The 24,593-nt window shown below is 38.6% G+C and carries 20 protein-coding genes; 13 read left to right on the top strand and 7 right to left on the bottom strand.

Annotated features, from left to right (window positions below; all coding sequences use genetic code 11):
* The 9 genes from AAEY68_RS00560 (at nucleotide 1) to AAEY68_RS00520 (ending at nucleotide 9,545) form a co-directional block, all read left to right on the top strand.
* Nucleotides 1–510 (top strand): outer membrane lipoprotein carrier protein LolA, encoded by a 510-nt coding sequence (locus AAEY68_RS00560; RefSeq protein WP_024593019.1) that lies wholly within the window; start codon nucleotides 1–3, stop codon nucleotides 508–510.
* A gap of 46 nt (nucleotides 511–556) precedes the next feature.
* The gene (locus AAEY68_RS00555) at nucleotides 557–2,797 is read left to right on the top strand and encodes an MMPL family transporter (RefSeq protein ID WP_350585335.1); all 2,241 of its coding nucleotides are present in this window, start codon (nucleotides 557–559) and stop codon (nucleotides 2,795–2,797) included.
* Between the two features lies 1 nt (nucleotide 2,798).
* Entirely contained in the window at nucleotides 2,799–4,037 is a 1,239-nt protein-coding gene (locus tag AAEY68_RS00550; RefSeq protein WP_350585334.1) for an NAD(P)/FAD-dependent oxidoreductase, read from the top strand.
* Nucleotides 4,025–4,585, top strand: a complete 561-nt coding sequence (locus AAEY68_RS00545; RefSeq protein ID WP_121954592.1) for a DUF3261 domain-containing protein — start codon at nucleotides 4,025–4,027, stop codon at nucleotides 4,583–4,585. Before AAEY68_RS00550 ends, AAEY68_RS00545 begins: the two co-directional genes overlap by 13 nt.
* The gene (locus AAEY68_RS00540) at nucleotides 4,582–5,751 is read left to right on the top strand and encodes a beta-ketoacyl-ACP synthase (RefSeq protein WP_350585333.1); all 1,170 of its coding nucleotides are present in this window, start codon (nucleotides 4,582–4,584) and stop codon (nucleotides 5,749–5,751) included. The genes AAEY68_RS00545 and AAEY68_RS00540 overlap by 4 nt, the downstream gene beginning before the upstream one ends.
* Nucleotides 5,744–6,199, top strand: a complete 456-nt coding sequence (locus tag AAEY68_RS00535) for a hotdog family protein (RefSeq protein ID WP_350585332.1) — start codon at nucleotides 5,744–5,746, stop codon at nucleotides 6,197–6,199. The genes AAEY68_RS00540 and AAEY68_RS00535 overlap by 8 nt, the downstream gene beginning before the upstream one ends.
* The gene (gene fabG / locus AAEY68_RS00530; RefSeq protein ID WP_007580797.1) at nucleotides 6,196–6,921 is read left to right on the top strand and encodes a 3-oxoacyl-ACP reductase FabG; all 726 of its coding nucleotides are present in this window, start codon (nucleotides 6,196–6,198) and stop codon (nucleotides 6,919–6,921) included. The genes AAEY68_RS00535 and fabG overlap by 4 nt, the downstream gene beginning before the upstream one ends.
* Nucleotides 6,921–8,150: a beta-ketoacyl-ACP synthase gene (locus AAEY68_RS00525; RefSeq protein ID WP_197113120.1), complete on the top strand. Its 1,230-nt coding sequence runs from the start codon at nucleotides 6,921–6,923 to the stop codon at nucleotides 8,148–8,150. The genes fabG and AAEY68_RS00525 overlap by 1 nt, the downstream gene beginning before the upstream one ends.
* Nucleotides 8,151–8,240: 90 nt before the next feature.
* Entirely contained in the window at nucleotides 8,241–9,545 is a 1,305-nt protein-coding gene (locus AAEY68_RS00520) for a DEAD/DEAH box helicase (RefSeq protein ID WP_002958629.1), read from the top strand.
* Nucleotides 9,546–9,576: 31 nt separating this feature from the next.
* On the opposite strand, the gene AAEY68_RS00515 is transcribed toward AAEY68_RS00520, so the two are convergent.
* Both AAEY68_RS00515 and AAEY68_RS00510 read right to left on the bottom strand, forming a co-directional pair.
* Nucleotides 9,577–11,076, bottom strand: a complete 1,500-nt coding sequence (locus tag AAEY68_RS00515) for an amidase family protein (protein WP_350585331.1) — start codon at nucleotides 11,074–11,076, stop codon at nucleotides 9,577–9,579.
* Nucleotides 11,077–11,171: 95 nt separating this feature from the next.
* Nucleotides 11,172–12,779, bottom strand: a complete 1,608-nt coding sequence (locus AAEY68_RS00510) for an NAD(P)/FAD-dependent oxidoreductase (protein ID WP_024593013.1) — start codon at nucleotides 12,777–12,779, stop codon at nucleotides 11,172–11,174.
* A gap of 194 nt (nucleotides 12,780–12,973) precedes the next feature.
* On the opposite strand from AAEY68_RS00510, the gene fdxA reads away from it, so the two are divergent.
* The 4 genes from fdxA to AAEY68_RS00490 all read left to right on the top strand — a co-directional run bounded on the left by fdxA (nucleotide 12,974) and on the right by AAEY68_RS00490 (nucleotide 18,284).
* Nucleotides 12,974–13,297 (top strand): ferredoxin FdxA, encoded by a 324-nt coding sequence (fdxA, locus tag AAEY68_RS00505; RefSeq protein ID WP_002958626.1) that lies wholly within the window; start codon nucleotides 12,974–12,976, stop codon nucleotides 13,295–13,297.
* 136 nt (nucleotides 13,298–13,433) lie between these two features.
* The gene (locus AAEY68_RS00500) at nucleotides 13,434–15,677 is read left to right on the top strand and encodes a carbohydrate binding family 9 domain-containing protein (protein WP_350585330.1); all 2,244 of its coding nucleotides are present in this window, start codon (nucleotides 13,434–13,436) and stop codon (nucleotides 15,675–15,677) included.
* A 26-nt stretch (nucleotides 15,678–15,703) separates the two neighbouring features.
* On the top strand, nucleotides 15,704–16,162 hold the full coding sequence (locus tag AAEY68_RS00495) for an Sbal_3080 family lipoprotein (RefSeq protein ID WP_007580787.1): 459 nt from the start codon (nucleotides 15,704–15,706) through the stop codon (nucleotides 16,160–16,162).
* Nucleotides 16,163–16,529: 367 nt separating this feature from the next.
* Nucleotides 16,530–18,284: a putative bifunctional diguanylate cyclase/phosphodiesterase gene (locus tag AAEY68_RS00490; RefSeq protein WP_425595331.1), complete on the top strand. Its 1,755-nt coding sequence runs from the start codon at nucleotides 16,530–16,532 to the stop codon at nucleotides 18,282–18,284.
* Between the two features lie 111 nt (nucleotides 18,285–18,395).
* Here AAEY68_RS00490 and AAEY68_RS00485 read toward each other — a convergent pair whose 3' ends face one another.
* The 5 genes from AAEY68_RS00485 to betI form a co-directional block, all read right to left on the bottom strand.
* Nucleotides 18,396–19,100 (bottom strand): TorF family putative porin, encoded by a 705-nt coding sequence (locus tag AAEY68_RS00485; protein WP_007580783.1) that lies wholly within the window; start codon nucleotides 19,098–19,100, stop codon nucleotides 18,396–18,398.
* 9 nt (nucleotides 19,101–19,109) lie between these two features.
* Complete coding sequence (locus AAEY68_RS00480; RefSeq protein ID WP_024592192.1) at nucleotides 19,110–20,327, bottom strand: BCCT family transporter; 1,218 nt, start codon at nucleotides 20,325–20,327, stop codon at nucleotides 19,110–19,112.
* Between the two features lie 158 nt (nucleotides 20,328–20,485).
* Nucleotides 20,486–22,153, bottom strand: coding sequence for a choline dehydrogenase (gene betA / locus AAEY68_RS00475; protein ID WP_350585329.1), 1,668 nt, complete (start codon nucleotides 22,151–22,153; stop codon nucleotides 20,486–20,488).
* 11 nt (nucleotides 22,154–22,164) lie between these two features.
* Nucleotides 22,165–23,628, bottom strand: coding sequence for a betaine-aldehyde dehydrogenase (gene betB / locus AAEY68_RS00470; RefSeq protein ID WP_024591762.1), 1,464 nt, complete (start codon nucleotides 23,626–23,628; stop codon nucleotides 22,165–22,167).
* A gap of 1 nt (nucleotide 23,629) precedes the next feature.
* Complete coding sequence (gene betI / locus AAEY68_RS00465) at nucleotides 23,630–24,205, bottom strand: transcriptional regulator BetI (RefSeq protein ID WP_010553010.1); 576 nt, start codon at nucleotides 24,203–24,205, stop codon at nucleotides 23,630–23,632.
* Nucleotides 24,206–24,593: the final 388 nt, after the last annotated feature.

Genomic DNA, 24,593 nt, shown 5'->3' with positions numbered 1-24,593 from the left:
ATGAATTTTTTAAAATGTTTTACATTGAGCATAGCCATTAGCTTTTTACTGTTTTGCTCTGTAGTAAATGCAGCAGTTATTAAAGGTGAGTTTAAGCAATATAAGCAATTTAATGGATTTGCTAAGCCTTTTATTTCGTCGGGTGTTTTTTCGTTAATTGACGAAAAGCTAATTTGGCAAGTGAAAATGCCTGTTGAGAGTATGCTCATAATAGAAAACGGCAAAGTGCTTGCACAAAATGCCAATGGTGAGTTAATACCACAACCCGGTAGCGAGCAATTTGTAGGATTACTGAGTGACTTACTTAGCGTAAATATGAGTGCTCTGGAAACACGTTTTGACATTGCTAAAATGCAAGACAGTTGCACACAGTTAATACCAAAAGAAGCTATGCTAAAGCAATTATTTAGTGATTTTATTTTATGTGAAACTGCTAAGCAAGTGAGCAGTATTACACTAAATGAGCACTCAGGAAATAACACAAAAATTGAGTTTACTTATTCCAAATAAAATTATGTTTTTAAATAATGCAGTGGTTAATTAAGGGAATAGTGCAGTGACAAAACGAATTACCGTTATTGTAGGGTGGTTTAGCAGTTTAATTTTACTTTTTGCTGCAGCTTTTTGGCTGTCTAAACCAACGTTTAGCGCCGATATGTTTAGCTTATTGCCAAAGTCGCATTCCCAAATTGCACATGCGGAAGATGTTTTTTTTCAGCAAAATGCTAACCGTATTATGTTCTCGTTTGCAGGAAATAATAAAAATAAAGCATTTGATGATTTCCAAAAATGGCTTGACGATAATGCAATTAAAAGCACATTTAACTTTCCGTCCGTTAACGATTTAGCGCAAACATTCTCACCTTTCAAACATGCGTTATTAAGTGATACTTACAAGCAAACATTAAGCAAAAAAACAACGTTTGAACATTATTACCTTGAGCAATTAAATCAGTTAGGCAACCCATTTGTAAGTGCTACCTTAAGCAAAGATATAAGTTTGAGCTTAGCGGCATTTATAGAAGATAACTTAAAACAAAGTCAATTGTTTACGCTTGAACAAGGTCGTTTAACTCGACGTTTAAAAGGCGTTGAATACCGTGTCATTTTGGCAAACTTAGCGCCTGAAAATTTAGGGGTTAATAAATCAATTGATTTAGCTGGCGCGATAATTAAACAGATCAATATACTTAATAAAACCTACCCTGATTTAAGCATTACTTACTCTGGTGTGCTATTTCATACGGCTGAAAATGCTAAACAAGCTAAATACGAGATGAGCCTGTTTGGTGGCATTAGCTTATTAGCCCTTATTGCTATGGTATTTTGGGTATTTAGGCGTTTAAACAGTATTTTATTAGCAAGCTTTACCGTACTGAGTGCACTTATTGGCGGCGCTATCGCTATGGTGTTGCTGTTTAAGACTATTCATTTATTAACGCTTGTTTTTGCAGTTACCTTGATTGGTATTGCCATTGATTATGCATTTCATGGTATGACTGACTTAGCCAAAAAAGAGCATGAAAAAGGCTACAGCAAAGGGACTCAATCTTCGCTTTTACTGTCTCTTATTACGACTACGTTGGGTTATTGCTGCTTACTAGGTGCGCCACTAACGTTATTATCTCAAGTTGGCGTGTTTGTTATTGCGGGTTTAGTGAGTGCTTGGCTATTTACAGTTTTAGTTTTGCCATTGTGGCAATCTACACTCACATTATCGCCTTCGAGTTTATTGATGAGTCAAAAGCTCATTAAGGTTTTTTTATACTGCAATAGTTTAAAAAAACCAATACTCATTACGTTATTAGTCCTTATAAGTGCGTTATTTTTAATAAAACCTATTAGTTTTAATGACGATGTAAAGCTATTAAATGCAAGCTCCGAACATTTAATGCTAAACGAAAAAAAGCATTTGTTATTACTTGGGCAATGGGATAGCCAAATTGTTTTTATGTTTGCAGATAGCGACGAAGCGCTTTTACAAAAACAAGAACAATTTTTAAAACGCTTAACCCAACTAAACCCTAATTTTAAACATAATAGCATTAGCCATTGGTTGCCTAGTTTACAAAAGCAGAGCGATAACCAAGCCTTGTTTGAACAGGCTAAAAACAAAGGGACTTTGGATATTGCAGAGCGCGTTACAGGGCAAGCGTTAGTAAGTACAAAGGCACCGTTATTAACTTATGAAACACTCGCCACGAGTACATTTAAACCATTACTGCTTTCTCAAATGGTTGTTGAGTCAGAACAATCGATAACGTGGGTGTCTATTTCGGGTATTTCATCTGATCAACTAATTAATGAGGTTGAAAAAAACAATGGAATTTACCTTTATAATAAACCTAAACAAATTAGTGCTTTATTAAGTGATTACCGTGAATATTTACTATTAAGCCTAGTGCTTGCGGGTTTTATTAGTTGGCTGCTTTTTAGTTGGCGATTTACGATTAAGATAGCGCTGCTGCAGGTGACCATTTTATCTGTTGTGGTGTTGAACATGCTTTGGGTATGTAATGCGATTCAAGGTAGCTTGTCGTTATTTAATTTACTCGGTGCGTTACTTGTTATTGCCTTAGCAATTGATTACCTCGTTTTTTATCAAATAAATAAGTTAGAGCCCAAAAATGTGTTAGCGATTAGCTTATCGGCTGCGTCATCAATGTGGGTATTTGGCATGTTGAGTGCATCTGATACACCGGCTATTTTTAGCTTTGGGCTGAGTGTAATGGTAGGGATTTTAGCTATTTACTTTTTATCACCGCTGAGTGTTTTAAAGCCTCAAAAGGAACAATAATTTGAATAACCTTGAGCAGTACGATGTTGTTGTTATTGGCGCTGGGCCTTCTGGTGCATTGGCTAGTAGTCTTTTAGTTCAAAAGGGATGGCGGGTACTGGTACTTGAACAGCAGGCGTTTCCACGTTTTTCAATTGGTGAAAGCTTACTGCCGCAATGTATGGCGTACTTAGAAGACGCGGGCTTAATCGATACACTACATAACAATGCAGCGGCTTTAGGTTTTCAGTTTAAAGATGGCGCTGCTTTTCATCGGGCAGGGCAAAATACAACTATAAATTTCACTGAAAAATTTACTAAAGGCCCAGGCACTACGTATCAAGTGAAAAGAGCCGACTTTGACAAATTATTAGCAGACAAAGCACAAGGACAAGGCGTAGAAATCAGATATAAGCACACGTTGGTTGACTACTGTGATGAGCCAAATGGTGCATCATTAGTGGTACACAATGAGCAGCAGCAAGCTTATCGCGTTAATGCCCGATTTGTATTGGACGCAAGTGGCTTTGGGCGTGTATTACCAAAACTGTTAGATTTAGAGCTTCCTTCTAACTTTCCTGTTCGAAGCGCTTATTTTAGTCACTTTAAAGACAATATTAGTGATACAAGCTTCGATCGAAATAAAATTTTGATTACCGTACACCCACAATATTCAGACGTGTGGTATTGGCTTATTCCCTTTAGTGATGGTACTGCGAGTATTGGGGTTGTGGCGCAGTCAGAGCGTTTTAATGATGATGAATCTAGCGATTTACTAAATCAATTTATAGAGCAAGACCCTTATTTAAAAACACTGTTAGCACAGCGTGAGTTATTAACTCCAGCAAAAAATATAAAAGGCTACTCGGCAAATGTGAGTAAGTTATATGGTAAGCACTTTGCTTTATTGGGTAATGCGGGGGAATTTTTAGACCCGGTATTTTCATCAGGTGTAACAATTGCACTCAAATCTGCAAATTTAATTGCCCCACTTGTTGATAGCTATTTAAAAAACGAAGTCGTCGATTTTGACGCTCACTATGCACAGCCATTACAAGCTGGAGTCGATTGTTTTAGAACATTTGTAACAGGATGGTACGATACGCGTTTTCAGGATGTAATATTTTACTCTGAGCAAAATACTCAGGTACGAGAAATGATTAGTGCTATTTTAGCGGGCTACGCATGGGATACAAATAACCCATTTGTTGCACAAAGTGAACGCCGTTTAAATGTGTTGGCTCAGTTATGTCAAAATTAATTAAGTATGCGGTGTGTAGTGTATTCATATTTGCTGTATTGAGCGCCTGTACGAGTTTTACAGCATCTAAAAATAGAGTGTATCTATCACCTAATATTCAATTAAATATTAATAGCGTGCCAGCACAAATGTTTGATAAGTCTTGGCAGCATGTTTTGTATATTACGAATCAGCAAAAAACACATACTGTATTTGCCCAATTAGCTATAAATGACAAAGGTGCAATTAAGTTATTGTTAATGACAGTACAAGGCTTTCCAATTATGGAGCTTGAAAAACCTTTAAATGGCCCGGTAAAAACACGAAATATGCTGGCGGTAGAAGGGATAGACCCTCATTATATCTTGGCGGATATTGCATTAGTACATTGGCCAGTAGCATTTTTACAAAAGCAGTTAGAGGGTGCTTTAATAGAGCAGGTTGGCTCTAATCGGGAAGTATTTAACGATGAGGGTACATTTATTACCATTGACTATAGTGATGAGTCGACAACGTTGAACAATATTTTACATCAGTATCAAATAACATTTAAAAAGGTAGAACAGTGACATATTGGCTGAATGATTTAGGCATTGTGAGTGCGATGGGCATAGGCCAAGATGCAACCACAACAAGCTTAAATAAATATAACCCTGCAACTCCTTTATTAACTTTAAATAAAAGTTTAAGTGCTGAGCAAACCCCGCTGTATGTCGGGCAAGTTCAGTCTATTGCTTTATCAAATAATAAACGTATCAATACATTTATTGATCTAGCTTTAGAGCAGATTAAGCCAACCTTAGATAAACTTTCGCATATTGATAAGTCGCGTATCGCAATTGTAATGGGTACTAGTACATCAGGTATTCATGATGGCGAAAGAGCACGTAAAAGCTATGAAAGTACAAAACTCTGGCCTGATGACTTTAGTTACAGTGATCAAGAGTTAGCAACACCCGCTCATTACATTGCACATAAAATAGGGGCTCTAGGGCCTTGTTACAGTATTTCTACTGCGTGCACGTCGAGTAGCAAAGCGTTAATTAGCGCTCGAGCTTTGCTAAATGCTGATTTAGCCGATGTGGTAATTTGTGGTGGTGCGGATAGTTTGTGCCAATTAACAATTAATGGCTTTGACTCGCTCGCTTCTTTAAGCTCGGGTTTATGCCAGCCTTTTTCTAGCACCAGAGACGGCATTAATATTGGTGAAGGGGCCGCTTTATTTGTAATGACTAATAATAAGCCAATAACAAATAACGGCGTTACGTTACTAGGCAGTGGCGAAAGCTCAGATGCGCATCATATGTCAGCCCCCGATCCTAATGGGATGGGCGCCCAAGCCTCAATGGAAAAAGCACTAAAAAGCGCAAAATTATCCTGTGGTGATATTGATTATATTAACGCTCACGGTACGGCTACTGTAAAAAATGACGAAATGGAAGCACTTGCAATTAATCGCGTGTTTGGCAACAATACCCCGCTTAGCTCAAGTAAGCATTTAACAGGGCATACACTTGGTGCTGCAGGCGCCATTGAAGCCGGTATATGTTGGTTATTATTAAAAGACAGCGGCCAACATATGCTGCCGTATAACGCGATTAAAGAAGGCAGTGATTTGGCTGATATAAAAATAATAAAACAAGCGTTTAAGCCCGCTCTTAAATACTGCTTATCTAATTCATTTGCGTTTGGCGGTAATAATGCCAGCTTAATATTGGGAGTTAACGTTGACTAATTACCCTATAGAGCAAGTAGTCCCGCATGATGCGCCTATGATTTTAATAGATAGCCTTTTAACACACAGCGAAGATGAAGCTCAATGCGGCGTTACTATCTCTGAGCAAAGCCCTTTTTTTAGTCCTGCATTTAACGGCGTACCTAGCTATATTGGTGTTGAGTACATGGCGCAGTCTATTGCCGCTTACGCTGGTGCGTTAGCGAATGATGAAAATAAACCTGTAAAAATTGGTTTTTTAATTGGCACGCGAAAATATGAAACTTATCAACCGTGTTTTAAAAACGGCAGTAAGCTGACTATTGAAGTGAAAAAGCTATATCAAGAAGAGTCAGGTTTAAGTGTATTTGAATGCCAAATACTCGTGTGTGAAACTCTACTTTGCCAAGCAAAAATTAATGTATTTCAGCCTGAAAACCCGTTGGAATTTATAAGAGAAAATCAATGACAAAAAGAATTTTAGTTACGGGTTCAAGCCGTGGTATTGGTAAAGCTATTGCGTTAAAACTTGCTGAGCAAGGGTTTGATATTGCCGTACATTGCAGAGCGGGTGTTGAGCAAGCTCAAGCAACATGCGATGAAATTAATGCATTAGGTAGAGCCACCAGTTTATTACAATTTGATGTATGTGACAGAGAGCAGGCCAAAGCACAAATAATAGAAGATATAGCTCAGCATGGCGCTTATTATGGCGTGGTGTGTAATGCAGGTATTACTAACGATATGGCATTTCCTGCTATGCAAGGGGAAGACTGGGATTGTGTAATACGTACAGGCCTTGATGGGTTTTATAATGTAGTACACCCAACTGTAATGCCTATGGTACAAAGCCGTAAAGGTGGGCGAATAATTACAATGTCATCGGTGTCAGGTATTGCAGGTAACCGAGGACAAGTAAATTATAGTGCAGCAAAAGCCGGTATTATTGGGGCCACTAAAGCACTTGCATTAGAATTGGCAAAACGCAAAATCACAGTTAATTGTGTGGCACCTGGTTTAATAGAAACCGCGATGACTGATGAATTACCTATTGATGAAATGATGAAAATGATACCCCTTAAACGCATGGGGAGCGTTAAAGAAGTTGCGGGAACAGTCGCTTTTTTAATGTCTGATGATGCAGCTTACATAACACGCCAAGTGATTTCGGTTAATGGTGGCATGGTTTGATTAAACGCGTTGTTGTAACAGGGATGTCGGTGGTCACTGCATTGGGTGATGATTGGTCTGAATTCAAACAAGCCTTAATTAAAGGCGAAAATGCGGTTGTTACTATGCCAGAGTGGGATATAGCTGACGACCTCAATACTCGTTTAGCCGCGCCAGTTAAACACTTTGAGCGACCAAGTCATTACAAACGAAAACAAATCCGTTCAATGGGGCGAGTGTCACTTATGTCAACTCGTGCTACTGAATGCGCACTTGAACAAGCCAAACTACTAGAACACGACAGTCTAACAGATGGCTCTACGGGCATAGCGTATGGCTCATCTACGGGCTCTACTGAGCCACTACTCGCCTTTGCAAATATGATGGAAACGGGGTCGATGTCAGGTGTAACAGCCACGAGTTACATTAAAATGATGGCGCATACTGCCCCTGTAAATGTTGGTGTGTTTTTTGGTTTAAAAGGGCGTGTTATAACAACAAGCTCTGCTTGTACATCGGGATCTCAAGGAATAGGCTTCGCCTATGAAGCGATTAAGTTTGGCCGACAAAAAATAATGGTGGCTGGTGGAGCAGAGGAATTATGCATCACAGAGGCTGCAGTATTTGATACGCTTTATGCAACATCTACAAAAAATGAAACACCAAAACAAACACCAAGACCTTTTGATAAAAATCGCGATGGCTTAGTGATAGGCGAAGGCGCGGGTACACTTATTTTAGAAGAATACGAACATGCAAAAGCGCGCGGAGCAACAATATTAGCCGAGGTGGTTGGTTTTGGTTGTAATTCTGATGGACAGCACGTTACTCAACCAACATCAAAAACAATGCAACTAGCGATAGAAATGGCACTGCAAGATGCCAATTTAGAACCAGAAAAAATTGGTTACGTTAATGCTCATGGTACATCAACAGATAAAGGTGATATTGCCGAGTCTCACGCAACGTTTAAAGCATTGGGCAGCAAACCTATTAGCTCGTTAAAAAGTTATTTGGGGCATACATTAGGTGCTTGTGGTGCAATAGAAGCATGGGCAAGCATTAATATGATGGCAGATAACTGGTTTGCACCAACAATTAATTTAGATAACGTTGATGACGAATGTGCTCAGCTTGATTACATAAGGCATCAAGGGCGTGAGATTAATACCGATTACGTGATGAGTAATAACTTTGCGTTTGGTGGTATTAACACCTCTTTAATATTTAAACGCTATAAAGTAGATTAAACACGTTAAAAGATAAGTTATGACTAACTGTTAGCTCGTTTTTACTGTATAATTTGCGACCCTTGATAATGTGGCCGTAGGTTATACAGCATGAATTTTAAATCTTTTAGTTTCGCTCCTGAAATCATCCAGGCGTTGGACGAACTTAACTATCACACCCTTACGCCCATTCAGCGCGCAGCAATTCCTGCTGTTCGTAAAGGTAAAGACGTTTTAGCCAGTGCACAAACTGGTACCGGCAAAACTGCCGCGTTTGCTTTACCTATCATCCAAAAATTGGTTGAGTCTGAACTCAGCACAACTAATGCACCTCATGCATTAGTACTTGCTCCAACGCGTGAACTTGCAGAACAAATTGCAAATAATTTTAGAGATTTTGCAAAGCATACATCGCTTAAAGTCGTTAGCTTATTTGGTGGTGTTAGCACTGCCGGCCAAGCAAATGCTTTAAAAGAAGGTGTAGATATTGTTGTTGCAACGCCAGGTCGTTTATTTGATCATATTCGTTTAGGTAACTTAAGCCTTGCAAGTGTTAAGCACCTTGTTCTTGACGAAGCTGACCGTATGCTTGATATGGGCTTTATTGAAGATATGCAAAACGTTATTAAAAGCTGTGCAGAAGAGCGCCAGATTTTACTTTTCTCTGCTACATTCCCTGCAGCAATTAAACAATTTGCATCTAAAGTATTGAAACAAGCTGAAATAGTGCGTGTTGATCAAACTAACAGTACAGCAAGCACCGTTGAGCATGTTGTTTACCCAGTTGAAGAACGTCGTAAGCAAGAGCTACTTTCTGAATTGATTGGTAAGAAAAACTGGCAACAAGTGCTTGTCTTCGTAAACATGAAAGAAACAGCTGATGAGCTTGTTAAAGAGCTTAACCTTGATGGTATTCCGGCAGGCGTTTGCCACGGTGATAAATCTCAAGGTAACCGTCGTCGTGCTTTACGTGAATTTAAAGAAGGCAAGGTACGCGTATTAGTGGCTACAGAAGTGGCTGCTCGTGGTATTGATATTGATGGTTTACCTCGTGTAATTAATATTGATTTACCATGGCTTGCAGAAGATTACGTTCACCGTATTGGCCGTACAGGTCGTGCTGGTCGCCAAGGCCAAGCAATCTCATTTGTTAGCCGCGAAGAAGAAAACACTTTGTTTGAAATTGAAACGCTAATCGGCCAAAAAATCAAACGTGTATATTTAGAAGGTTATGAAGTAAGTAACCGTGAAGTACTAATTGATAAAATTGGTAAAAAACCAGCGCATTTACGCCGTACACGTTCTAACAAGTTATCAGGACAAGCAACCGGTGAAGCGAGAGCAGTAAATCGCTCACGTATTTCAAGCGTTCGTAAAAGCTTAAAAGGCGAAAAACTGTCACTTAAAAAGTCATAGTTAACGCCGTTTAGTTTAAAAAAACCTGAGTTTACTTAGGTTTTTTTGTGCCTGGTGATAACACCTCATCAATAATATTTGCGTATAAATAAGCCGCTTGCTCGTCCTCTTTATTTGCTATTATGGACAAACCAACCGGTAAACCACTTACTTTTCCGACTGGTAGGGTTATGTGCGTTGTGCCAGCAATAGCAGATAACGAACTACTACTTCCATTAAAATTATCACCATTAACTAAGTCAGTTTTCCAGGCGGGGGATACTGTAGGCGCTATAACAATATCAAGCTTGTTGTTTTTATATACATTAACAATGGCTGTCGTTGCTAAAGTGCGATAGCGTTCTTTAGTCTCCTGATATTTTTGTTTGTTAGTTAAATCAATAGCCTGCGATTGAACAAGGATATCTTGCTCAAAGTGGGGCATTTCTGTTTTTTTATTTTGAATATTAAAATTAATAAGTGCTTTTAGGCTTTTAACAGCCACTTGTGTTGGAGTGCTTGCGAGGTAGTGATTAATTTCGGCTTTAAAGTCGTAGAGTAAAATATAGTATTCATCAGCAAATAGCGTATCTAAGTTATCAGTAATATCTACATTAATAACAGTATGCCCAGCCTGTTTTAATGCTTGTAACTGCTTGGCATAAAGGCGCTGCGTTTCAATTGTAAATTTATCGCTAGGTAGCGCACCAATAATAAGTGATGATTTTGATTTTAGATTACCTGTTTTTAATTCAAACCCTGTAGTTGTCGTATCAAGAGAGTCCTCACCTTGCAAAACAGATAAAACCAGTAGCGAATCTTTAAGTGAATGCGCCATCGGCCCTACTGAATCTTGGCTACTTGAAAGAGGCACAACACCTGAGCGTGATACTTGGCCCATACTCGGTTTTATTGCATAAACTCCATTTACTGAGGCAGGGCACGTAATTGAACCGTCTGTTTCAGTCCCTAATGCTATAGGCGCAAAGTTAAGTGCTACCGCAACAGCAGAACCTGCGCTAGAACCACATGGATTACGTGTTACATCGTGCGCATTATGTGTTTGTCCGCCTACGGCACTCCAGCCTGAAGATGAATAGGATGAACGAAAATTTGCCCATTCACTTAAATTAGCTTTGCCTAAAATTATAGCGCCCGCATTACGCAGTTGTTTAACAACAAAAGCATCATTATCAGTAACGTTATTTTTAAGTGCTAAAGAGCCAGCCGTTGTGGGAAGTGTGCCTTTAGTTTCTATATTATCTTTAAGAAGTACAGGTATTCCATGTAATGGCCCAGCCCAAGTTCCTTTGACGGCAAGTTCATCTAACGTTTTAGCTTGAGCAATCGCTGTAGGCTCTAAACTAATAACCGCATTATAGTGTGGATTAAGTTTATTAATTCGGTCTATATAATTTTGGGTGAGTTGCTGTGCATTAATAGAATTATTTTTATATGCACTGTGAATTTCATCGATGGTTTTTAGTTCTTGTGCTTTAGCGTTAAAAATTGCCAATACACTAAGCAACGAAAAGGTAAATGTTTTGATCATTATTGAGGTGCTTAAGGTGTTATTATTTTCTATACATTTAGCACAAAAAAGCCTCACAAAGTGAGGCTTTTCGATAAACAGCTTAAAAAAGAGGTTTAAGCGTTTTCTAACATAGACAGTGCGACCGCTTCAGCCGCTTTAATACCATCAATACCCGCTGATAAAATACCGCCAGCGTAGCCTGCGCCTTCACCTGCAGGGTAAAGCCCTTTGGTGTTAATACTTTGGAATGTTTTATCACGCTTAATACTAATAGGCGACGAAGTACGTGTTTCAACGCCGGTTAGTAAACCGTCGTTAGTTGAAAAGCCACGAATTTGTTTATTAAACGCTGGTATCGCTTCGCGAAGGGCATCAATAGCAAATTGTGGTAACACTTTACTCAAGTCAGTTAACTTAATACCGGGTGTGTAAGAGGGTTGTACTTCACCTAAGTTTTCTGATGATTTACCTTTCAAAAAGTCGCCAATTAACTGGGCTGGTGCATCGTAGTTGCTACCACCAAGCTCATACGCTTGCTCTTCAAGTTTACGTTGTAAGTCTATTCCAGCAAGTGGATTACCTGGGAAATCTTGCTCTGGTGATATGCCTACCACAATAGCGCTGTTAGCGTTGCGCTCACTTCGTGAATATTGGCTCATACCGTTGGTAACAACGCGGCCCTTTTCAGAGGTTGCAGCGACTACTGTGCCGCCTGGGCACATACAAAAGCTGTAAACTGTGCGGCCATTGTCGCAATGATGAACAAGTTTATAATCGGCAGAGCCTAAAATTGGGTTTCCTGCATTTGTACCAAAACGACATTCATCGATCATTGATTGTTTATGTTCGATTCTAAAACCGACTGAGAATGGCTTTGCTTCAACATAAATCCCTTTTTTGTGGATCATATCAAACGTGTCACGTGCGCTGTGACCAACGGCTAATACAACATGGCGAGTGTTTAGTTGCTCGCCATTTGAAAGCGTTAAACCTGTTACTTGCCCGTCGTCTAAATGAATATCGTCAACACGTGTGCTAAAGCGAATTTCGCCGCCTAGTTCTATTATACGAGCGCGCATTTTTTCAATCATGGTGACAAGTTTAAACGTACCAATGTGTGGCTTACTTACGTATAAAATTTCATCGGGTGCGCCTGCTTCTACAAATTCAGTAATGACTTTACGACCGTAATGTTTTGGATCCTTTACTTGGCTATATAACTTACCGTCTGAGAATGTACCTGCGCCACCTTCACCAAATTGTACATTTGATTCGGTATTAAGTGTGCGTTTACGCCAAAAGCCAAACGTGTCTTTTGTACGTTCACGTACCTCTTTACCGCGCTCTAATATAATGGGGTTAAAGCCCATTTGAGCAAGTAATAAGCCTGCAAATAAACCACAAGGGCCAAAACCAATCACAACAGGGCGCTCTGTTATATTTTCGCTGGCTTGGGCTACAAATTTATAGTTTGTGTCTGGCGCTACTTTTACATGTTGGTCTTTTTCAAATGCCGCGAGTAGCTCGGCTTCGTTATCAACTTCTATATCGAGTGTATAAATCAGTAAAATAGCTGATTTTTTACGTGCATCATAACCACGCTTAAACACATTAAAACTGTGCAATTGTTCTGGTTGGATTTTTAGTTTATTTACAATTGCTTGACCAATTGCATCTTCGTCATGATCAAGTGGCAGCTTTATTTCGGTTAAACGTATCATTTATATCTCTTTTAGGTGTCATAGCGGGGTATTATTACCGCTCACAATAAGGGGATGCAGGGCACAACGGGTGTGCAAACATAAGGCGCGTATTTTACGTTAAAATAGGGTGATATGGCACTTATTTATTGTATTTTTGGAGTGGATGGGTATGATCCACAACTGTTGTTTAAAATCTTAGGTATTAAAATAGTATGGCGTTTGTAGTCACCGAAAATTGTATAAAATGTAAGTACACCGATTGCGTATCAGTGTGCCCAGCAGATGCATTTTTTGAAGGCCCTAATTTTTTAGCAATTAGCCCGATTGATTGTATCGATTGTGGTTTATGTGTCCCTGAGTGTTCAGCTGATGCTATATACCAAGAAGATGAATTACCAGAATCTCAAAAAGAGTTTACTGAATTGAATGCTGAACTTGCACTGGTCTGGCCGCGCATTACAGAGGTTAAACCTGCACCAGAGGACGCTGATGTATGGAATGGCATAGACGATAAACTTAAACTACTCGAAACATAATACGTAACAATTAGTTACTCCTTTATCATTAAATAGTTAATTTTTTATTTCAAAGTATTAACAAATGTACCTGGATAAATTACAATCCCCAGCTTAAGTTACTCCCTATGAGTAATTACAGTCTAAATGGATGTTTATGCAGTACTTTATAACTATAATAAAAAAATTTACCTTCCTATTTTTAAGTTTCGTTTTATTACTCTCAAGCCTTGATGTAGCGGCTAGTAAACAGCAAGTATCCTTATCTCGTATTGATTCAAATATCACTATTGATGGTGTTATGGATGAAGCGCACTGGCAAAATGCGACACGTATACCTCTACTCTACCAAGATGAGCCTAACGAAAAAGGCACACCTCCTGTAAAAACTGATGCCTTTATTTACGAAGATGGCACAAACTTATATGTTGCCTTCATTGCAGAGGATCCAAACCCTGAACAAATTCGTGCATCACTTCGTGACCGCGATACGCTATGGGAAGACGACGTAGTCATTCTTGTTATTGATACATTTAATGATGAACGCAGTGGTTATGAATTTCATGTGAATCCCCTTGGTGCACAAGGCGATATAAGAATGACCGATACTGATGGATGGAGCTCAGATACCTCATGGAATGCTATTTGGGATAGCGCGGGACAAATTAACGAGAAAGGTTACGTTGTTGAAATGCGTATTCCTTTTAAGGCACTGCGCTTTCCTGAAAATAAAAAAGAGCTAACGTGGGGTTTTTCAGTAATGAGAAACTACCAACGTGATGTTTTATATCAGCTATCAAATATGGGATTTGATAGAAATATAAAATGTAGCCTTTGTCAGTTTGATAAGTTAGTGGGTTTTAGCGATATTGAATCGAGTAAAAATATTCAATTAACACCTACATTGACAGCACTTCGTAACGATAATAAATCTGAATTACCGGGTAACTGGGATAATGGCGATATAGATACCGAAGTGGGCTTAGATTTGCGCTGGGGTTTAACCAAGGACGCTGTTTTAAATGCGACTATCAACCCAGATTTTTCGCAAGTAGAAACAGACTCTTTAGAGCTCGATGTAAATACAACCTTTTCTATTTATTATGCTGAAAAACGTCCTTTCTTTTTAGATGGAGCTTCTTACTTTAAAAGCAGCTTATTTGAGCTTTTATATACACGTACAATTGCAGAGCCTACTTTAGGTGCAAAATTAACGGGTAAAACGGGTGATCATAGTTATGCGTTAATGCTCGCTGATGACGACAATAGTAATATTTTACTGCCAACGAATCAGGGCTCTGGCTTTGCAAGCTTAAACGAAAAAACGAATGCGGCCGCAGGGCGTTATCAATATGACCTAGGTCAGCAGGGTACTATTGGCCTTTCAAGCACGCACAGAGAAAGTGATGACTATCACAACACTGTATTATCAGTGGATGGTAGCTACTGGTTTAATCAATCGGATACTCTTTTGTATCAAGTATCATCTGCTGATACACGTAACTCTGAATTTTTAATTCAAAATTATAACTTATCTGAAACTCAGTCAGATGAAGCATATGCCCTGGAACTTACCCGCGATAAACGTGATTACAAATTATTTGCATCTTATGAAAATATTGGGCAGGACTACCGCACCGATTTAGGTTATCAAGCTAAAGTTGATTATGAAAAAGTAGGCTTTGGTGGCGGACAAACATGGTACAGAGATGAATCTGATTTACTTACCTCATGGTCATACGAAGCTGACTGGGATAAAACGTGGGCGCAAAACGGCGACTTACTTGAAGAAGAATACGAAGGCTTTTTAAGCTTTAAAGGCCAAAAACAATCTATTTTTGAAATTGGTTTAGTGCACCGTTATGAAAACTTTAATGGCAATTTTTACAATCAAAATATTGGTTATATTTACACAGGGTTCAAACCGACTAAAGATTTAAAGCTCACCTTATATACCGAATATGCAAGCCGTATTGACTATACAAATGAACAGCTTGGTGATGTGTTTAACGCTCAAACACAAGTTATATGGGATATTAACGACCACTGGCAGCTCGATGTAAAGCATAACTACAGTCAATTAGATAACCCGCAAGGGAAGCGGGTTTTTACTGCTAACTTGGTCGATTTTAGACTTCATTATAAATTTAGCATGCGTTCAATTCTTAAATTAATTTTACAATTTGAAGACATTGATAGAGACGAAAACGCCTACTTTTACCAAGTTAGTCAAATTAATAAAGACTATGGCAGCCAGCTTGTTTACTCATATAAAATTAATGCGCAAACACTGTTTTATTTGGGTTACTCAGATAGAGGTTACCAAGACGATTCTCTTAAAAATATTGAGCGAGATCAGCGTACATTTTTTACAAAAGTTAGCTATGCATGGCAGCTTTAAATATTAAAAATAAAAAAGGAATAAATATGAATACGTTAAAAATAACAGTTGCAGCAGCAATGGTTGCCACCTTGGCCGGTTGTGCTGCAAAGCAAGACATTACTCGATTTGAAACAAACATACCTAAAACAGTATGTATTGCTGAACATAAGGCTGTTAAAGCTGGTGTTATAGATGCAATGAAAAAAGGTTTTGCAAAGCATGATGTTGAAACTCGGGTAATTCCAGCCAATTATGTATTGAAACACCAAGACTACCAGACCGAATTACCAGGTGCAGATACGACAGGATGTAATGCAGTGGCTTACTACGTAGCAAATTGGCGTTGGGATATCGCGCTCTATATGGCATACGCAAATATTTGGATTAAAGACGTTGAAACGAATGAAAAAATAGCACAAGCATCTTATCGCACCGGTGGTGGATTGGATAAGTTTATAGACGCTGAAGAAAAAATTATAGAGCTTATTGACGGTATGTATTAAATTTTAAACAATTAGAACCTTTTTGTTTATTTTTGTTAATCCCACCTATACTATATATCAAATATAATTAGTTAATCCGTTATTGTTACAATTTTTTGTTATTCTAATGGCTTAGGATTATATCAATGCTTGCGTAGTACTAAATGCAAGCGATATAATCCGTTTTTGGTAATAGGTTTGATAGGAGAAGCAAAGTAGATGGATTTTTTTTATGAGTAAACTTAAGCCGCTCGGTTTTATTTTCCTAATCATAATTCTATTTTGTTTTTGCATAAACATAGAGTTAACGAATCAGATTAATCGTATAAATTTATTTAGTACCAGTATTGATATACGAAATTTCGAAATAACGAATACCACTCTTGATATGGCTCCTTGGTATAATCCGATCTTAAATGGCCACTATATAATTGAGCAGCCCACTGCTGACTTTTTGCTTATTAAAACCACTGACACCCAGTTTGTAGCTGCTGATTCAAGTAAGTTAATTATAATGACACTTGCATCACCTATTAATTTTTTACTTTTATGTATCTTAATATTTGGTTCTGGCCTGTACTTACGCAGAGAGCGTAGAAAGCGTCATTATAAAAATCAAATAGCGGAGCTTAATCTTCAAGCCAATAGCTTACTCACTGCATTTAATTTGCAAGTAAAATCGGCAGAGAACCCTTTGGGTGTAAGCAGCTTAAGCCAATCAATAAATAGTTTAAATACGCATGTGGCTAATTATGTAAAACAAACTCAAACCAGTATATGCCAAGATAAACTGACGTTATTAATTGACCGTCATGCATATATTGAACATATCGACAGACAAATTAATCATGCTAATCAAGAAGATCTCAAGTGTGCGCTCCTGTTTATAGACCTTGATGGCTTTAAACAAGTAAACGACTCGTTTGGTCACAGTTTTGGTGATGAAATATTAGTTCAAGTTGCTAGCCGACTTGCGAATGTATTACGCCACCATAAATTAAGTAACATAAATAGTGCTAACCAATTAGAGCAAAACTTATCAAGGTTAGGAGGGGATGAGTTCTCCATTTTTATAGAATTACTTGATGATAGCGACAGAGTCGTTGAAATTGCTAAGCATGTGCTAAGTGAGCTTGAAAAAGACTTTGTGCTTGGCAATAAAATAGTAAAAATTAGTGCCAGTATTGGTATTGCGGCTTACCCAGAAAGTGCATCAACGCCTCAAGCGCTTTTACAATTAGCCGATGTAGCTATGTATAGAGCTAAAAGTGATGGTAAGGGAATATTTAAAGTTTACTCGCCAGAAATGGGTAACAAAATGCGCCGTTACCATTATTTACTTGAAGAGCTGCGTTTAGCAGTCGCGTGTAAAGATTTTTACTTATCTTTTCAGCCAATTGTGCATGTTGAAGATTGTATGATTGATTATTTTGAAGCACTTACCCGATGGGACCACCCAGTTGAGGGCATGATCCCCCCTTCAGAATTTATTCCAATAGCAGAGGAGTCTAATTTAATATTAGAACTTGGCGATTGGATTATGCTTGAATCATGTAGGCAAATGGCTGCATGGCACAATGCAGGTATGCGTAAAGTAAAAATATCAGTAAATGTTTCGGGCATTCAATTAAAGCACCGTGACATTTATGATTGGATAATGAAGAAGCTCAAAAAAACCGGTTTACCCGCTACGTCTTTAATGCTTGAAATTACAGAATCAACATTCATTAAAGCCAGTCCAAGAATTATTAAAGAGCTAAGTAGGCTAAGAGAAGAGGGTATCACTATTGCTATTGATGACTTTGGTACAGGTTTTAGTTCTTTAAGTACATTAGCGGATTTACCAATAGATGTTATTAAAATTGATCGCTCGTTTATAGCTCAAGCTAATAAAAGCCAAAAATATAATGATATATTAAATACAATTAGTGAGCTTGGACAAAAGCTTGGCCTTAAAATTGTAGCTGAAGGCGTTGAAGAAATAGGGCAGTTTGAACTTGTTAAAAAAATGGGTGTGAGTTCTGTTCAGGGTTATTTAGTAAGTCGACCTGAGTCATCAGCTAATGTAGGTAATAAAGTATTACGCAATAACACCAGTAACCTTTCAGCATCGGGTACAAGTGCTTGGGATATTGTTAGTTAGTTAGTTAGTTAGTTAGTTAGTTAGTTAGTTAGTTAGTTAGTTAGTTAGTTTACAAATAAAAATGCCACTCTAAGTAGAGTGGCATTTTTTGTTTAATCAGTAATTATTGTATTAAAGATCAAATGTGCGTGAAACAGCAAGTACAATACGCTCATCAGCATAATCGTAATCTAAGCTTGTGTTTTCAGCAGCTACTTCAATACCAAAACCTTCGTAGCTTGTTTGATATGCTAGACGGTAGTGATAATACGATTTGTCTCCCTTAGCTTGATCCCACTCAAACTTATCACCATCAAGTGAGTTTGAAATATCAAAGCTTGCACGTAGTGCATGATTAGGAGCTAGCTCATAAGTGTGAGCGATCATCGAAATAACGTGGCCTGTATCGTAACCAAAGTAATCCCAGCTGTACCAAAAGTTAAGCTCAGTTTGGCCGTATTCACTTGCATAACCAAATTTAGTGTAAGCTTCAGCGTAGTTACCATCGCTGTTATTACCTTGATAAGTGTAATAAGCGATACCGTAATCAACGCTAAATTGCTCATCAAGTTGTACATATTTACCTACGTAAGCATCAAGTTCAAAATCAGTGTCGTCACCAAAATCTACGTTTGAAGCCCATGCACCGGCGTAAACACCGCTATCAAAGGCATAGTCTAAGCTGCCTTGAATTGCAGGATCGCTATCAGTTTGTGTTACACCATTAAAAGTGTAGTCAGACGCTGCAGTGATTGTTGTTGACCAATCAGCAGCTGCGGTTGTTGATAAAACTGCAAATGGTAGTGCTACTACAAGTTGTTTTAGTTTGTTATTCATTATTAATCCCTAGTGTACTGTGTCTATTTTTGTGTAATCAATTTCGTTTGCTTTTGGTGAGCTGTCTATGTTTGTAACTGTTTTAAACTTGCTGTATCCGATAAAACCAGCACAGATAAAGAACAATCCAATAACCAATGCGCCTACCCACTGAATTTGTAAAAATTCTAATTTAAACAATAGTGTAAGTAACGATAAAGCGACAACATTTCCGATCATGTATTTCATTTTGCCAAAACGCTTTACGGTAAAGTTTAGGTTATCTGTATATAAACGCACTAACGAATCGAGTGAGTTAATTACAAATACAATACCTACAAATACCATTGCAAAGTTTTTAATGCCTTGAGTTGGAATACCCGCTTCATGGTAGTGATAAAGTACGCTAAACCAAATCGCAATAGGAATAGAAGGGAAAATCAACATAGCACCTAATACTTGGTATGTTTTAAGTCCACCAACAAAGCGTGATGTAAATTGACCAATCATTATGCTCCACGCAAACCACCAGAATAAGTAGAACTCATGGTAATCATTAAGCGGTAAAACAAATTCATTAATGTTCGCAAAGTAAGTACCAATAGAGCCTAAGTTATCTGTAAATGCTGACATTTGACTATCACCAATCACAAATGCGCCAGCCCACATAAAGGCGATTAAAGCTAAAAATAACCAGGTAGTAGAAATACTTAAAATACGTACATATTTAATATCAGTACTTGAGTACACAGCAAAACAGATAGCCGCAAACACAATCAAGTAAAACTCAGAAACTATACTTGTTCCATCACCTAGTTCGGGTAAATACCACGGTAGGTTTGTAAGCAGCAAATAAGCGGTAAATGCACATGTACCAATAATTACAACGTTATTGATAAATTTAACCCAAGGAATTTCGAAAAATTTCACTTTAGGTTCTATTACACAGAAATAAAAGCACGTAAGAAAGTAAAATCCCCAGATCAAAAATCCCCAGTAGCCAAACTCAATAGCCAGTGGATTTGCAAACGCGTATTCTGGGCTTGCTTTTATGTCTGCATAACCTGCAAACTCAGTTAAAGGAAACATGATAAGGCCAACATCTAGGCCAGAAGTAAATAGTATTGCTATAAACGTAAAGGTTCGAACTGGTGTTACACCTACTACGCGAACATTACCCCATTTAATTAAAATAGTGATAATGGCAAGTAAGGTAAAAATGATCCCTGCATTAAGCCAAATAGTCATTGTTACCCTCCAGTAATGAATAAAAATAATTCATAAGCACTCCGTATTTTATTGTTTTATTCTCGCATTAACACAACGTAACCTATTTACATCGTGTGCCACTGCAAGGCACGCATTGGTTTAGCCCGACGAGACTAAACCTAAGCATGTGGCTAAAGTTAGATCTCCGTACTACGTTGTGTTTCTTGCCAGTTTGTTGTTATGGCAACATTCACATCCGATTTCTGTAATGGGTCTTTACCTAAAATTATGTCAGCTGCTTTTTCGGCAACCATAATAGTAGGCGCATTCAAGTTTCCGTTAGGAACAGTTGGGAATATAGATGAGTCAACAACACGTAGTCCTTCAATACCATGTACTTGCGTATTTGAGTTAACAACGGCCATATCATCTTCACCCATTTTGCATGAGCAAGAAGGGTGGTAGGCACTTTCTACGGCTTGGCGTACAAAGGCATCTATTTCTTCATCTGTTTGAATATGTTTACCAGGTTGAATTTCTTCATCGCGGTATTCATCAAAGGCACTTTGTTCGATTATGTCGCGTGTTAAGCGAACGCACGCTCTAAAGCCTTCAATATCGTCTTGGTGTTCAAGGTAATTAAATAAAATGGTTGGTGGTTGCTCAGGATTCGCAGAAGCAATAGTCACACTACCGCGACTTTTTGGTTTGTTATGACCAACATGTACCTGAAAACCATGACCTGCAAATGCACTTCTACCATCGTAACGCATAGCCGCCGGTAAAAAGTGATACTGAATATCTGGCCATTCAACACCGGGCTTTGAGCGAATAAACGCACACGATTCAAAATGATTCGTTGCACCTAAACCCGAACGCGTTAATAACCAGCGCGCACCAATCAACCCTTTTGAAACAATGCCTAGTTTGCCGTTAAGCGTGATAGGTTGCTTACACTTGTATTGAAAGTAAAACTCAAGATGATCTTGTAAGTTTTGACCAACACCTGGTAGATGATGCTGTACTTCAACGCCTGCTTTTTCAAGCACTTGAGTATCACCAATCCCAGAGAGTTGTAAAATATGTGGAGAGCCAATTGGCCCTGCACTTAGTACAACGTCTTTTGCAGCATGTGCAGTTTTAACGTCGCCATTTACTTTGTATTCAATGCCAGTGGCTTTTTTGCCATCTAAAATCACGCGTTGTGCTAGTGCACCGGTAATAATTGTTAAATTACTACGCGATTTAACAGGGTCTAAGTACTCACGAGAAGCAGAGCTGCGCACGCCGTCTTTTACGGTCATGTGCATTGGGCCAAAACCCTCTTGCTGCGACGCATTATAATCATCTGTTGAGGCGTAACCGGCTTGTACACCTGCTTTGATAAAGGTACGGTAAAGCGGGTTTTTCATTTCGTTGCCGTTATTAACGCCAAGCGGGCCTTTGCCACCACGGTAAGTATTTTCACCAAGGTAAAAGCTTTCTGCTTTTTGAAAATACGGTAAACACGATTGGTAATCCCAGCCGTTTGCACCGTGTTGCTGCCATTCGTCAAAATCTTTTGCGTGGCCACGTACGTATACCATGCCATTAATAGATGACGAGCCGCCTAATACTTTGCCTCGAGGACAATGCATTTCACGGTTATCTAAATGAGGCTCAGGTTGCGTATGAAACTGCCATGCGTATTTGTCACTATTCATAGGAATAGATAACGCGGTTGGCATTTTTATAAAAATACTTTTATCGCTACCGCCAGTTTCAAGTAGTAACACGCGGTTGCTTGAATCTTCAGATAAACGGTTTGCTAAAACACAACCAGCCGAACCCGCGCCAACAATAATATAGTCGTAATGATTACTCATAGTAGGGCGCCTTAAAATGGGCTTTCTATGTCGGCCATACCAACATAAATAGACTTAGTTTGCGTGTATTGATCAAGAGTTTGTATACCATTTTCACGGCCAATACCCGATTGCTTATAACCGCCAACCGGCATTTCAGCAGGTGAGTTACCGTATGCATTAATCCAACAGATACCGGCTTGTAACTTATGAATCACGCGGTGCGCACGTTTAATATCGCTAGTAAATACGCCTGCAGCTAAGCCTAGGTGAGTCCCGTTAGCGCGTGCAATAACATCGTCTTCGTCGTCAAAAACAAGCACGCTCATTACAGGGCCAAATATTTCTTCTTTAACGATAGTCATATCGTCATTACAATCAATAAACACAGTCGGTGCTACAAAATAGCCATTAGGTGCAGATTTAGGTGAAAGCGTTGTACCACCGGTTAATAGCGTTGCACCTTCTTCGATGCCTTTATTAACGTAGCTCATTACTAGTTCTTGGTGCTTTTTAGAAATAAGTGCGCCAAAGTTAGTATTTAAATCTTGTGGGTCGCCAGCAATAATGTTTTTCTCAGTGCGCGCTTTAAGCTCATCAATAAACTGCTGATATACATTTTTATGAACGTAAATACGTGTACAGTTAGTACAAATTTCGCCTTGCGTATAAAAGTTACCTAACATAGCAGCGCTAACCGCTTGCTCAATGTTGGCATCATCAAATACTAATAGTGGAGATTTACCACCAAGTTCCATCGTGACATCTTTTAAAGTACCGGCAGCACTTGCTACTACTTTTTTACCTGTGCCTACTTCACCCGTAAATGATACTTTATCAATATCGCTATGCTGCGTTAGCCACTGGCCTACATCGCCCGCGCCTTGAACAACATTAAACACACCTGCAGGTACGCCAGCTTCAACAAAGACTTCTGCAAGTTTAAGTGCGCCAAGTGGTGTTTCTTCAGATGGTTTGAATATAAATGCATTACCAGCTGCAAGGGCAGGGCCCGACTTCCAACACGCAATTTGTAGTGGGTAGTTCCATGCACCAATACCCGCACAAATACCTAATGGCTCTTTACGTGTGTAGTAAAAGTCATCACCAACCATTTGTTGTTGGCCTACTTGTGCTGGCGCAAGGCCTGCAAAGTATTCAATTACATCAGCGCCGGTTTCAATATCAACACAATTTGCTTCTTGCATTGGTTTACCGGTGTCAAGTACTTCTACAAGTGCCAGCTCATCGTTGCGCTCGCGTAAAATAGCCACTGCTTTTAATAAAATGCGGCTACGTTCAATGGGTGTCATTGCTGACCACTGAGCAAAACCTTGCTTTGCACTGGCAATGGCTGCGTTTTGAATAAATTCGTCGGCAATTTCTACTGCGTAAATAACCTCGCCCGTTGCTGGGTTTGTTACATCAAATGTTTTGCCGTTCTGGTTTGCAAGAAAATGGCCGTTAATAAAATTTTGATAGACAGGTGTAGTCACGCTAGGCTCCATATTGCTTGATAAGTGAAAGTACGTAGCTTTTTGCTAACTTTTCACTGTGTTTAAACTGATTATTGTCTGATTTACTCAGTACTGCTCTTAACCATAGGCCATCGATCATTGCGGCGCTAAGTTCTGCAGCTTGCTTTGCTTGCTCAATAGGCATTAATTGCTTAAAAGAAAATGCTAAATTACTTTGCAAGCGTTTACTGTTTACGTTTTGTAGTCTGTGTAATTCTTCATCATGCATCGATTGCGCCCAAAAACTTAACCACGTTCGGGTTGTATCATTACGCTGTTGTACAAGCGCAAAGTTGGCTTCGATAATAATCATTAAACGTTCAATGGCATTCGTTTGGTTATTTACTTTACTTATCAAGCCTTGTTTTAAGCTTGTTAGTAAGTATCTAACAGTGGCTTCAATTAACCCCTGCTTACCACCAAAATAATGACTAATAATGCCAGACGATAAACCGGCATTTTTACTAATGCTGTTTATAGTTGTGCCTTGTAGTCCATTAGTTGCAACTGACTCTATAGTCGCGTCAATTAGCTGCTGACGTCTGACAGGTTCCATTCCGACTTTAGGCATGATTTTTATTAATTGAACGTTCAATAAACATAAGCTTAAGGTAATAGCTCTAACAATTCAAGGCTGAAGTAAATATCTAGATGCCAAAATGTAGATTAATCATTAATAAAAGCGCAACTAATGCGATAAAGGAGATAAGGTTTTACTTTGTTTTATTTTATTTAAAACAAAGGCTTGTGAATTTTATTTTGAAATTAAATAATAGTAATGATTTGTTTACAGCAATAAATGAATAAAATGGTCAATAATCATTAGTGCAGTAATAGTTAGAGTACTAATAGTATTAATTTAATACAAAAGCGCACTAAACCTGCAATTGCTTAGTGCTCTAAAAAATTTATATAGAGAGTAAACTTTGTGGTTTTATCGTTTT

The sequence above is a fragment of the Pseudoalteromonas sp. RB2-MNA-CIBAN-0110 genome (genome assembly GCF_040309305.1).
GTDB lineage: Bacteria > Pseudomonadota > Gammaproteobacteria > Enterobacterales > Alteromonadaceae > Pseudoalteromonas > Pseudoalteromonas arctica.
This window is presented reverse-complemented; position numbering and strand designations above follow the sequence as displayed.